The sequence below is a fragment of the Synechococcus sp. WH 8101 genome (genome assembly GCF_004209775.1).
Classification (GTDB): Bacteria; Cyanobacteriota; Cyanobacteriia; order PCC-6307; family Cyanobiaceae; genus Synechococcus_C.
On the sequence record NZ_CP035914.1, the window covers coordinates 2,268,069 to 2,280,254 of the forward strand.

Genomic DNA, 12,186 nt, shown 5'->3' on the forward strand with positions numbered 1-12,186 from the left:
ACTGATTCCGCTCGCAGTGCACTTTGGAAAACTGATGGGACCGAAGAAGGAACAACCATTGTCGAGGACAGCAACACAAGCTCCGACTTCACCGATGTCAGCAATCTAGAGGCAGTTGGGACTAGGCTTTTCTTTAACTCTTGGAATGCAGACGTTAATCGCGATCAACTATACATTTTAGAGAATCCCGCAGCCGTGACCAAGGGCTTCTCAGGCTTCGATGATGAAGACTCCACCATTACTGGAACGCTTAAAGCCACCGATCTAGAGGGTCTGACCGATGGCACCGTTTTCTCGATTGCCTCTGCCGACACTCCAGTCAACGGCACCACGTCCATCGATCCCGCAACCGGCGCTTGGACCTACACGCCAAATGACAACTTCAATGGCAAAGATTCTTTCACAGTCACCATCACTGATAACCTCGGCGGAATAACAATCCAAGTCATATCATTAAAAATTTATCCCATTGACGATGCTCCCGTCGTCTCTGGCTCTTTCACTGGCTCCGTCACAGAAGAATCCGGCACCAATACCGCCACTGGAAGTCTCTCCATCGCCGATGTCGATGGTGGTGATTCGCCTTCCTTCGCGGATGTTCCCGCTACCCCTGGCAACAACGGCTATGGATCCTTCGCTCTAAATAAATGACAATACTTACTTCCACTGACGCAACTTCTCTGAAAAAATCGCAAGGATCAAGCGTAGTCATCCCCAATAATTATACTTCAATTGATACAAGGGCGTTTCTAAACAAGAATTTAAAAAGTGTCACCATCCCCGACAGCATCACATCTATTGGCTACGAAGCTTTTAGAAATAGTGGTTTAAAAAGCGTCACAATCGGCAATGGCGTTACATCTATTGACAAACGTGCGTTTTACGGTAACCAGCTAACGAGTGTCACTATCCCCAATGGCGTCAAATTTCCTGGCGGCAATCCATTTGATAATAGGGTCAGCATAATTTACCAGGTAGTTAATAGCGGCAACGGCACTGCTGGTGCCATCACAGGTGATCCTGACGGCAATGGCACTGTCACTGCCTACCAGTGGTACAAAAACAACAACGCCATCACAGGAGGGACCAACTCCACCTATACCGTTCCAGATGATGGTGCTGGCACTTACAAGGTCGCCATCACCTACACCGATGGACAGGGGTTCATAGCAACCGTTGATTCCGCAAACCAGGTCGTCACTGCGCTCAGCAACGGCAACGGCACTGCTGGTGCCATCACTTCTTCTAATGCAGGCGTCTTTCAAGAAGGCGTCACCCTCACTGCTGGTGCCATCACAGGTGATCCTGACGGCAATGGCACTGTCACTGCCTACCAGTGGTACAAAAACAACAACGCCATCACAGGAGGGACCAACTCCACCTATACCGTTCCAGATGATGGTGCTGGCACTTACAAGGTCGCCATCACCTACACCGATGGACAGGGGTTCATAGCAACCGTTGATTCCGCAAACCAGGTCGTCACTGCGCTCAGCAACGGCAACGGCACTGCTGGTGCCATCAATGGCGCTGAGGATGTCGACTTTGTCTCAAACAGCTCACCATCAGTAGCATTGACTACCGAAAGCACGACGAACGCTGAGGTTGAGCAACCCATTGTGGTGTCGCTCCCAGACGGAGTGGCCAAGCTCGCAGTAAGAGTCGCGACGGAAGCCATTGTGATGCCAGAAGAGTTTGCAGAAAAAGTTGTGGATCTGGGCGTGCAAACTCCCGTCTATTCGATTGATTTCGAGATCCCCCTTCCTTCCGTATTTCGATACAATCCCCTAACCAAATCCTTCCAACGCACCAAACGCACCAAAGCCAATCTCCCCCTCGCGCCCCTGCTAGGCGACCTTTCGCTGTCTGATGGTTTAGGGCGACGCATCAAGAGCCGCCGACCTGTGTATTTCGGCATCGACGGTGCCGGCGTGATCTCCGACCTCTCCTACGACCCGCTTCGCAATGCAGGCGCCCGCTTTTATGATACCGATGACGATAATAGCGCCGACTTTCTTTCTCTCGGCCTCGTTGATGGCGGCTTCGGAGACAAAGACGGCATCGTCAATGGGGTGATCGTGGATCCCTCCATGCCAGGCATCGTGGACCTCACGCCATCCATCACCGAACAGACCAATCGTTTTCTCAAAGTTGGCGATCCGAGCAATACCGCACCAGCCGCGCTGGCACTTCAAGCGTCACTCACAACTCGCAGCAGACAGGCCACCACCGTTGGTTATGTCATCCTCAATGAAGGCGAAGACCCGTCCATCGTAGGAGACATCAACACGTTCAAAGAGCGTGCCAGAACTCTCTTCAGCAGCCTCAAATCCAACGATGTCGTTCTTAACGACTCCATGCGCTTCGAAAGAGAGTTTCTGCTCCGCAATGGCCAGAGCGTACGCTTCTTTGCCATCACTGACCACAGCCTTAGCGAGCTCACCAGTTTGGAGGATGCACGCTTCTCCTTTCTTGAGGCTGAAGTTGATGCCATCACTGGAACAGCCTCCATCGGTGGCGGAGGTGGATACAACAACAGCATCGCCTTTTCCCTATCGCTCCTGGAAGGTGATCAGAGCCTCAGCGCTCTGATCGCCCAGGAGCAAACTGTGGCTCCCCTGCTCGATTTCACCGCATTCAGCGAAACCGACACAATCACCGGAGCCATCGTTCAAGCCCGCGAAGCAGAAGAAGACACCATCACCGGCTTTTACCGGGTGCTCGACATCGATGGCAGTGTGCTTTCTGCTGATGGGACACTGCTCACACCGGGAGATGCCGGGTACGCCGCCGCGGCCCTGCGCGACGCCAATCAGGTCGCGACATTTAGCAACCTCTCCGTTGCCGATGGTCAATCGACATCGACAGACTTCAGCTTGCAAGACAGCGGCACGTTCGCGCCCTTTGCCCAAGTGAACGGCCACACCTTCTTTGCCTTCTCTGAAGCCAATGCCGATGGCCTCTCCCACTTCCGCTCGCTCGGCACCAATCTCTTTGGCCTGGAAGACCAACTCGGCGGTGGTGATCTTGATTTCGATGATCACATCATCGGCTTCAACATCTCCGGGTTGACCCGCAGCGATCAAGCCGCCGTGGCCTGAGCGATCCACGCGCGGCTTCGGGATACTGCATCAACGCCCCTCCCGTTGCCTTGAACGTTCTCCAGCGCGCCAGCCAGCACGCCCAGCGTGGCGAATGGGCCCAGGCGGAGGCGCTCTGCCGTGAGGTGCTCGCCAGCGGTGCCGACACCGCCGCGGCCCTGGCCCTGCTCGGCGCCATCCAACACGCCAGCGGGCGCCACCAAGAGGCGATCACCAGCCTGCAACAAGCGCTGCAGCTGAACCCTGGCAACGCCCTCGCCCTGGGCAACCTTGGCGCCGCCCAGCAGGAGCTGGGCCGTACCGACGCGGCGATCCACTCCTTGCAGCAGGCCTTAAAGCTCCGGCCCGATTTCGCGATCGCCCTCACCAACCTCGGCTTCTGCCTGCAAAGCCGCGGCGATCACGAGGCGGCGATTCCCTGCTTCGCGCGCAGCCTCCGGCTCCGGCCCGGCAATCTCCGGGTGCTGCAAGGGCTGGGTTGGTCTCAGCTGCAGGCCGGCCATCCCGATGCCGCGATCGACACGCTGCAGCAGGTGCTCGCCCAGGCGCCAGAAGCAACCGACATCCGGCTGGTCCTCGCCAGCGCCCAGCGGGAAGCCCGGCACATCCAGGCCGCCGATCAGAACTTCTACCGCTGCGCCACAGAGCCCCATGCATCGGCCGCGGTGGTGGCAGCAAGCCTGGAGCATTTCACCGTGACGCGCCAATCCAACACCTTGGAGCAGCTGCTCAACAGCAGAGCTCAGGGCGTCAACGATCCAGTCGCGCAGGTGTATGCAGCAGCCCTGGCCCTGCAACGCCAGCAGTTCTCCGACGCCCGAGCCCTCAGCGAACGGCTCAACAGCGACGCGATCACCGCCCTGCCGCCCACCGCCCGGATCCGCCACTGGAACACTCGCGCCTGGCTGGACGATCACAGCGGCCACGTCGATGCCGCCATGGAGGCGTTCCTGGCGGCCCAGCAGGATCCGGCCTACGCGCCTCTCGATCCGGAAGCCCAACCCCGGCGCATCGCCGCCTACCGCCAGCTCGCCGAGCAACTCGCCCAGCGTCGCCTCGCCCCAGGCCAAGCCGCAGCCGCCGTGGATCCGGGCCGGGAGACTCAGCGCCGGCCACCGGTGTTTCTGATGGGCTTCCCCCGCTCCGGCACCACCCTGCTCGACACCATCCTGCGCTCCCATCCCGCCATCGATGTGGCGGAGGAGAAGCCGGGGATCGCCGCTCTGGAAATCCACCTGCAGGAGACACGGGGTTGGTCGATCGACCAATTCGCCCGCCTGGACCACCACGACGTGCAGGAACTGCAGCAGCTCTATTGGCAATGCATGGCCCCCTTCTGGGACACCTCACGGCCGGTGCTAATCGACAAACTGCCGCTGCACATCTGCGCCGTGCCCCTGATCCAGGCCGTGTTCCCCGACGCCACCTTTCTGCTGGCGATCCGCAACCCGCGCGACACGGTGCTCTCCTGCCTGCAACAGACCTTCGCCGCCAACGACGCCATGCTGCACCTGCGCTCCCTTCCCGAGGCGGCCCGCTTCTACGACCTGGTGATGGCGTCCTGGCTGCACGTGCAACGTCAACTCGATCCGGCGGTGCAGGTGATCCGCTACGAGGATCTGATCGCCGACCTAGCAGCGACGATCCAACCCGTTCTCGACCGCCTCAACCTGCCCTGGGACGAGCGGCTGCTCGCCTTTCAACGCACCGCCAGAGAACGGGACCTGATCAACACCCCATCCGCTGCCCAGGTGGTGCAACCGCTCTACAGCAGCGCCATCAATAAATGGCGTCGTTACCGCCATCACTTGGAACCCTGTGACCGCTTCCTCGCCGCCTGGCTCGATCACTGGGGTTATGGGTTTGAATGAGGCGGATTGCAAAACACCCGTTGCAGCTGCGCGCGCCATCCCTGCTGATCGGCCTGTTGCTGGTCGCCCCCCAGGCGCTGGCGGCGATGGAGCTGGTGAACGTGGAGTATGTGCCGTTTCCCAGCAAAGACGAACTACGCACCATTCAGCTGAAGGCCTTCGACTGCTCCAGAGAGAACACCGCTGAGCCCTGCGAACGCACCCGCGCCCTCGCCGATCCACTGATGGATCACCCCCGCCTTCCCGCCGCCTGCAAAGACGCGGTGTGGGAGCTGCTCCAGGTCGCCAAACCGGCAGCGAGCAACAGCTTTCAACGACGCGATGCGATCGACAAGCCGGCCCGCCGGCTCACCGTGGTTTGCGCTGATCCAGTGAAGCCGAAACCTTCAGCACCGAAGCCCGGCAGCCTCAATCCCAGTCAAACGTGAAGCGCTGACCGGGCATCAGCCGAGTCACTTCCGCCTGGATCTCCGCCATCAGCTGCGTGCTGATCAGGGGATGGTTCTTGATCTCGCGCACCAACTCCTGCACATCCTCGGGCGTGAGGCCATGGCTCGACACCATCGCGTCGAGGCGCTGCTTGACGCTCTGCAGCACCAGCAGCTGCTCGTCGCTCAAGGGAGCCGCGTTGGGATGGTCGATCTTCATGGCGTGGGGAGCGGGCCTGCCACCGGCAAGGTAGCTACGACAACTGGTTGCGCCCAACACGACCCCAGCGCCGGATCATGTTTAGGTTCCCGGTAACGATGCGGCGCGTTTGATGACCACCTCAGCCCCGGCGGAACCCACCCAGCGCCAGGTGCGGCTCGACGCGCCCTTCACGGATCAGAAACCGGGAACCTCGGGGCTGCGGAAAAGCAGCCAGCAGTTTGAACAACCCCACTATCTGGAAAGCTTCGTGGAAGCGGTGTTCCGCACCCTCCCCGGCGTGCAGGGGGGGACGCTGGTGGTGGGCGGCGATGGGCGTTACGGCAACCGCCGCGCCATCGACGTAATTCTGCGCATGGGCGCGGCCCATGGCCTCAGCCAGGTGATCCTCACCACCGGTGGCATCCTCTCCACCCCGGCCGCCTCCAATCTGATCCGCCAGCGGCAGGCGATCGGCGGCATCATCCTCTCCGCCAGCCACAACCCCGGTGGCCCCGACGGCGATTTCGGCGTGAAAGTGAATGGCGCCAATGGTGGCCCCACCCCGGCCGCCTTCACCGATGCGGTGTTCGCCTGCACCACAACCCTGGAGCAGTATTCGATCGTGGATGCTGCGCCGATTCCCCTCGAAGCTCCCGGACGCCACGCCATCGGCGCCATGACGGTAGAGGTGATCGACGGCGTTGATGACTTCGTGGCGCTGATGCAGCAGCTGTTTGATTTCGATCGCATCCGTGATCTGATCCGCAGCGATTTCCCCCTGGCCTTCGACGCGATGCACGCCGTCACCGGCCCCTACGCCACGCGCCTGTTCGAGGAGCTGCTCGGTGCTCCCGCCGGCAGCGTGCGCAACGGCGTTCCGCTGGAAGATTTCGGAGGTGGTCACCCCGATCCCAATCTCACCTACGCCCACGAGCTCGCCGATCTACTACTCAACGGTGAGGCTTACCGCTTCGGTGCCGCCTGCGATGGCGATGGCGATCGCAACATGATCCTGGGTCAGCACTGTTTCGTGAACCCCAGCGACAGCCTTGCTGTGCTCACCGCCAATGCCACGGTCGCCCCGGCCTATGCCGCCGGCCTAGCCGGTGTGGCCCGCTCCATGCCCACCAGCGCCGCCGTGGATGTGGTGGCCAAGGAGCTGGGCATCGATTGCTACGAGACACCCACCGGTTGGAAATTCTTCGGCAACCTGCTCGATGCGGGCCGGATCACCCTCTGCGGCGAGGAGAGCTTCGGCACCGGCAGCAACCACGTGCGCGAGAAAGATGGCCTCTGGGCTGTGCTCTTCTGGCTGCAGATCCTGGCGGAGCGCCGCTGCAGCGTGGCCGAAATCATGGCGGCGCACTGGGCCCGCTTCGGCCGGCACTACTACTCCCGCCACGACTATGAAGCCGTGGCTAGCGACGCCGCCCATGGCCTTTATGACCGGCTCGAGGCCATGTTGCCGGGTCTCCGTGGCCAGGACTTCGCCGGTCGCCGCATTCAGGCGGCTGACAACTTCAGCTACACCGACCCGGTGGATAGATCCGTGACCACGGGCCAGGGCCTGCGCATCCTGCTCGATGACGGCAGTCGCGTGGTGGTGCGCCTCTCCGGCACCGGCACCAAGGGCGCAACGATCCGGGTGTATCTGGAGAGCTACGTGCCCAGCAGCGGCGATCTGCACCAGGATCCCCAGGTGGCCCTAGCCGACATGATCGAAGCGATCAATCAGCTCGCCGAGATCCGGGCCCGCACCGGCATGGACCGTCCCACGGTGATCACCTGAACAGCTTGATCAAGCAGGGTCAGCGGCGGTGGGGGCGGCGCCTGGAGCGGTGATACTCCGCTTCCGGGCTCCCTTCCTGGAGCTGCCGCATGCTTTCAATCGCAGCACCGAACAGAGCAGCTGAGGCCACCACCACCCCATAGAGGTACCGCACCCGGCCGGGGGAGAGATCGGCGGGGGTGTTGCGCAGGAATGCATCGAGAAACAACGCCAACACAACACCGATTGCCGCTCCGATCAGAGCGGCCCAGAGCACCTTGAAGCCTTGAAATGCAGCCGGTTTCATGACGGTTGCTCCTCAGCTGCAGCGCTGTCGGTGGGGAGCAACGTCTTCACCACCACGTAGAAGACCGGCACCACAAACAACGAGAGCACCGTGGCCACCAACAGGCCGCCAAACACCACCGCCCCCAGAGACGTTTGACTGCGGGCGCCTGCCCCACTGGCAAACACCAAGGGAAGAAAGCCAAACAGCGAGGAGATCGCCGTCATCAGGATCGGGCGCAAGCGGGAGCTCGCAGCAAACCTTGCCGCTTCCAGCGCCGAGGCACCGGCGAGCATGCGTTGGTTGGCCAGATCCACGATCAGGATGCCGTTGCCTGCCGCCAGGCCGATCAACATCACCAGCCCCACCTGGGCATACACATTGAGCACTTCGCCGCGCAAGGCCAGAAAAATCAGGGCACCGAGCATGGCCGTCGGCACGGTCATCAGGATGATCAACGGATCGGAATAGCTCTCGTACTGGGCCGCGAGCACGAGATACACCGCCAACACACCGAGGGCGAAGATCACCACCGCCAGAGCCCCGGCCTTGACCTCCTCCCGGGAAATGCCGGTCCAATCGAAGCTCAAGCCCTGGGGATCCAGCCGGGCGAAGATGGCCTTCATGGCATTGATCGCCTGACCAGAACTCTTGCCCGGCGCCGGAGTGCCCTCGATCTTGATCGAGCGATAGAGATTGAAGCGGGGCACCACCGTGGGACCCACCGTTTCCTTCACCGTGAAGAATTCGGAGAGGGGAATCTGATCACCCTGCTGATCTTTCACATACAGAGCCGTGAGCTTGTCGGGCGTGGCCCGGCTTTCCGCGCCGGCCTGCACGTACACGCGTCGCACCTTGCCCTCCTGGAAGGTGTCGTTCACATACAGACCACCAAAATTGACGCTGAAGGTCTGCATGGCGGCGCCGAAATCAACGCCGAGAGCCGCCATCCGATCCCGGTCCACATCGATGGCGATCTGGGGTGACTCGGGCGCAAACAGGGTGTAAACCCGATCCAGATCCGGATCACTGTTGCCCGCCTGGATCAACTGGCCGGCTGTGCCAAAGAACTCGCCGAGGTTGTAGGCACCACCGCTCTGGTCGAGCAGCTGAAACTCAAAGCCGCCGCCGGTGCCGTAGCCGGGAATCGCCGGCGGTTCCACCACAAACACCCGGGCGCCATCAATGGCTGCAGCCAACTTGCGATTCAAGCGCTCAACAATCGCCGCCACGTTCTGATCCCGCTCGCGGCGATCCGACCAATTCTTGGTGCCGAAGAAAAACAGCCCTTTGTTGGGGCTGTTGCCATCGAGGCTGGCGCCGCTGAACACGGAGGCGGCGGTGATGTCCTTCTCCGTGCGCAACACAGCAGCAACCTGATCATTGATCGCCTCGGTCACCTGGGTGGACACACCCTCCGGCGCCTGCACCACACCGATGGCATAGCCCTGGTCTTCGATCGGCACGAAGCCACCGGGAATGATGCGGAAGGCCACAGCGGTGCAGAGGATGCCGGCAGCGAGCAGGCTCATCACCAGACGGCGCCGGCTCAGGGCCCAGCCCAGGGCAGCGGCATAGCGACGCTCCATCACCGCGTAGAGACGGTTGAAGTTGGCGAAAATCACCGGGGTGAACCAGCCGAGGCTGAGGCCGAGGGCAGGGAAGAACAGCACCGGGAACCAACGACTCACCCCCACCAGCGCCAGGCCGCTGATGGCACCACCGAGCGTGAAGGGAAGCGCACAGGGGCGGTCGATCAGGCGGGCGAGCACCAGACCCACCAGAGCACCCACCACGGTGGGCACCAACACCATGGCCGCACCGCCCCCCACCACCAGCAGTCCATACACAAAACCGATCAGCGTGCCGGCGATGGCGTAAGCCCGACGCCCGGGATCCTTCGACTCCCGCGCCAGCAGCAGGGCGGAGAGCATCGGCGAGAAGGTGAGGGCATTGAATGTGGAAATGGCGATCGAAAAGATCACCGTGGCTGCAAATTGCTTGTAAATCGTGCCGGTGGCGCCGGGGAAAAACAGCACGGGCAGAAACACGGCGAATTTCACGAGCGATGTGGCAATCACAGCGGAGAACAGTTCATCCATCGTCGCTTTGGCCGCCTCCAGGGCGGAGAGGCCTTCCGCGCGTTTCGACGAGGTGTCTTCAATCACGGTGATGGCGTCATCCACCACCAAGCCGGTGGCAAGCACCAGCCCGAACAGGGTGAGTTGATTCAGAGAGAAGCCGAAGGCCAGCACCAGGCCGAAGGTGCCGATCAGTGCCACCGGAATCGCGATTCCCGGCACCAGAGTGGCCTTCCAGTTCTGCAGGAACAGGAACAAAATAAGAACCACAAGAACCACGGCATCCCGAAGGGAATTCACCACCCCCTGAATCGAGGCGCTAATGAAATCGGTGTTGTCGTAGATCTTTTCCATCTTTAGGCCCACGGGCATGGTGGCTTCAAAGTCAGCCAACACCTGCTTCACCCCATCCGACACCTCAAGGGCGTTACTCCCCGAGAGCTGATACACAGCCAGCCCCACCGAGGGCACACCCTGAAGGTCGGTGGCGCTCACGGCATACGATTCACCGCCCAGTTGCACCGCGCCCACGTCGCGCAAACGCACCAGACCGCCGTCCTCGACGGTGCGCACAATCATGGCTTCGAATTCCTCCACGCTGCGCAGCCGGCCCTGCAGCTGCACGGTGAAGGTGAACTCCTGACCCTGCGGTGAGGGTTCACCACCCACCTGACCGGCAGGCACCAGACGATTCTGGCTGCTCACCTGATTCACCACCTCGGAGGAGGTGAGACCGAAAGCGGTGAGCTTGTCGGGGTCGAGCCAGAGGCGGAAGGCGAGCTTGCGATTGCCGAAATAGGTGAGATCACCCACCCCTTTGACCCGCTTGATCGCATCGGTGAGGTTGAGATCGAGCAGACCGCTGATCGTTTCCGCGCTGTAAAAAATCTTGTCTGGATCTTCGCTGACGAAGTTGTAAACCAGAAGGATCGAGTTGGAGGCCTTATTCACCGTGACCCCGGCTTTTCGCACCTCCTCCGGCAGCTGGGGCTCCGCCAGGGAAACCCGATTCTGCACATTCACCTGGTTAATATCGCCATCGGTGCCGCTGGCAAAGGCCACATCAATGGCGCTCACCCCATCGGATGAACTGTTGGACTTGATGTAGTCCATATTCTCCACACCATTGATCTGCTGCTCGAGCACGCTGGTGACGCCTTCTTCCACCGACACCGCATCGGCACCCGTGTAATTGGCCCGCACCTTGACGGTGGGGGGAGCAATATCGGGGAGGTTTTCAATCGGCAGGATCGGGATCGCAATCAGACCCACGATCACAATCAGGATGCTGCAGACCGTGGTGAGAACAGGCCTGGTGATGAAGTTGTTGGAAGCAGACATGCCAGGCCGTCAGTTCTTGACCTGAATCGGCATGCCATGCCGAAGGCTGAGCAAATTGGTGGTGATCACCTTGTCACCCAACGCCAGGCCCTTGACCACGGGATAACGGTTGTTCTGCAGTGACCCAAGGGTCACCGGCGTCTGCAGGGCAAAACGGGTGCCCGCAGGGATCTTGCCCATCTCGATGCCCTTGCGGATCCGGCTCAGATCCGCCTTGCCAGGCTGCGCTTCCAGCTGCTTGAAGCTGCCCACCCGATACACAAAACTCTGCCCCGACGATTGGGTGACCGCAGCAAAAGGCACCGACGGCAGCTGACGGGCATCAAGCTGAACCCGGGTGCGCAGCCGTTGGCCGTTGCGCAGCACGCCATCGGGGTTGGGAAACACGGCCTTCACCAGCAGAGCCTGGGTGCCAGCGGCAATGGTCGGATCCACCGACGTGACCGTGCTCTGGGCGAGCACCTTGTTCGATCCGGGCATGCTCAGCACCACCGGAAGGCCCAGCTGAATCCGGTCGGAATAGGTGGAGGGCACCTCCACCCGGGCCTCCAGCTGGTTGTTCTTGATCAATTGGGTAAAGGGATCACCGGAGCGGATCACATCCCCCACCTTCACCTGCACATCGGCCACGATGCCCCGCACCGGTGAGCGCAGGTTGCTGTAGGAGAGATCGGCTTCCTTGGCGATCACCGCTTCCCGGGAAGCCACGTACTGCGCTTTGAATTCATCGCGCTCTTTGGCGGAGGCGGCCCCCTGCGGCACGAGGAACTCGTAGCGCTCCCAGTTGAGTTTGTCCTTCTGCGCCTGCGCCTGGAGGTTGGCCAGTTCGGCGCGGATCTGGGTCTGATCGAGCACCACCAGCAACTGACCGGGGGCCACCGCATCACCCTGGGAGATTTTCAGCTCCAGAATCCGGCCAGAAGCCTGGGCCGCCAGCTGCACCAGCTCCTTCGCCTCGAGGGTGCTGACGGTGTCGATGTCGTCGGTGAAGCGAGCCTCGGTCACAGGAGCCACCTCCACCGCCACAGGCGCCCGTGACGGCGTCGCCTTGCCACAGGCCGCAAGGCTGACGCCCAGAGCCGCCATCGATGCCAGACGTCGCAGAAGA

Annotated in this window: 9 protein-coding genes; 5 read left to right on the plus strand and 4 right to left on the minus strand. The window is 61.2% G+C overall.

Annotated features, from left to right (window positions below; translation table 11 throughout):
* Positions 1 to 195: 195 nt before the first annotated feature.
* The 4 genes from SynWH8101_RS12125 to SynWH8101_RS12140 are packed head-to-tail and all read left to right on the plus strand — an operon-like array spanning position 196 to position 5,400.
* Positions 196 to 651 (plus strand): Ig-like domain-containing protein, encoded by a 456-nt coding sequence (locus SynWH8101_RS12125; RefSeq protein ID WP_130129973.1) that lies wholly within the window; start codon positions 196 to 198, stop codon positions 649 to 651.
* Positions 648 to 3,101 carry a leucine-rich repeat protein gene (locus SynWH8101_RS12130; protein ID WP_130129974.1) on the plus strand — a complete coding sequence of 818 codons (2,454 nt, stop codon included), beginning with the start codon at positions 648 to 650 and terminating at the stop codon, positions 3,099 to 3,101. The genes SynWH8101_RS12125 and SynWH8101_RS12130 overlap by 4 nt, the downstream gene beginning before the upstream one ends.
* A 50-nt stretch (positions 3,102 to 3,151) precedes the next feature.
* The gene (locus SynWH8101_RS12135; protein WP_130129975.1) at positions 3,152 to 4,972 is read left to right on the plus strand and encodes a sulfotransferase; all 1,821 of its coding nucleotides are present in this window, start codon (positions 3,152 to 3,154) and stop codon (positions 4,970 to 4,972) included.
* Between the two features lie 20 nt (positions 4,973 to 4,992).
* Complete coding sequence (locus tag SynWH8101_RS12140) at positions 4,993 to 5,400, plus strand: hypothetical protein (protein WP_254427966.1); 408 nt, start codon at positions 4,993 to 4,995, stop codon at positions 5,398 to 5,400.
* On the opposite strand, the gene SynWH8101_RS12145 is transcribed toward SynWH8101_RS12140, so the two are convergent.
* Positions 5,381 to 5,620 (minus strand): hypothetical protein, encoded by a 240-nt coding sequence (locus SynWH8101_RS12145; RefSeq protein WP_007101498.1) that lies wholly within the window; start codon positions 5,618 to 5,620, stop codon positions 5,381 to 5,383. The two genes, SynWH8101_RS12140 and SynWH8101_RS12145, sit on opposite strands and share 20 nt — an antisense overlap.
* Before the next feature lie 112 nt (positions 5,621 to 5,732).
* Between SynWH8101_RS12145 and SynWH8101_RS12150 the strand changes: the two genes are divergently transcribed.
* Positions 5,733 to 7,391, plus strand: coding sequence for an alpha-D-glucose phosphate-specific phosphoglucomutase (locus tag SynWH8101_RS12150; RefSeq protein WP_130129977.1), 1,659 nt, complete (start codon positions 5,733 to 5,735; stop codon positions 7,389 to 7,391).
* Positions 7,392 to 7,410: 19 nt separating this feature from the next.
* Here the strand turns inward: SynWH8101_RS12150 and SynWH8101_RS12155 are convergent, their stop codons facing one another.
* Genes SynWH8101_RS12155 through SynWH8101_RS12165 form a run of 3 tightly spaced genes read right to left on the minus strand, consistent with a single transcriptional unit; the run spans position 7,411 to position 12,164 of the window.
* Positions 7,411 to 7,677 carry a hypothetical protein gene (locus tag SynWH8101_RS12155; protein WP_130129978.1) on the minus strand — a complete coding sequence of 89 codons (267 nt, stop codon included), beginning with the start codon at positions 7,675 to 7,677 and terminating at the stop codon, positions 7,411 to 7,413.
* Positions 7,674 to 11,078, minus strand: a complete 3,405-nt coding sequence (locus tag SynWH8101_RS12160; protein WP_130129979.1) for an efflux RND transporter permease subunit — start codon at positions 11,076 to 11,078, stop codon at positions 7,674 to 7,676. Before SynWH8101_RS12160 ends, SynWH8101_RS12155 begins: the two co-directional genes overlap by 4 nt.
* 9 nt (positions 11,079 to 11,087) lie before the next feature.
* Positions 11,088 to 12,164 carry an efflux RND transporter periplasmic adaptor subunit gene (locus tag SynWH8101_RS12165; RefSeq protein ID WP_130130523.1) on the minus strand — a complete coding sequence of 359 codons (1,077 nt, stop codon included), beginning with the start codon at positions 12,162 to 12,164 and terminating at the stop codon, positions 11,088 to 11,090.
* Positions 12,165 to 12,186: the final 22 nt, after the last annotated feature.

Excerpts from the sequence above, each read along its gene's own strand:
- SynWH8101_RS12150 (WP_130129977.1), top strand. The coding sequence starts at position 5,733 with ATGACCACCTCAGCCCCGGCGGAACCCACCCAGCGCCAGGTGCGGCTC.
- SynWH8101_RS12155 (WP_130129978.1), bottom strand. The coding sequence starts at position 7,677 with ATGAAACCGGCTGCATTTCAAGGCTTCAAGGTGCTCTGGGCCGCTCTG.
- SynWH8101_RS12130 (WP_130129974.1), top strand. The coding sequence starts at position 648 with ATGACAATACTTACTTCCACTGACGCAACTTCTCTGAAAAAATCGCAA.
- SynWH8101_RS12165 (WP_130130523.1), bottom strand. The coding sequence starts at position 12,164 with ATGGCGGCTCTGGGCGTCAGCCTTGCGGCCTGTGGCAAGGCGACGCCG.
- SynWH8101_RS12145 (WP_007101498.1), bottom strand. The coding sequence starts at position 5,620 with ATGAAGATCGACCATCCCAACGCGGCTCCCTTGAGCGACGAGCAGCTG.
- SynWH8101_RS12160 (WP_130129979.1), bottom strand. The coding sequence starts at position 11,078 with ATGTCTGCTTCCAACAACTTCATCACCAGGCCTGTTCTCACCACGGTC.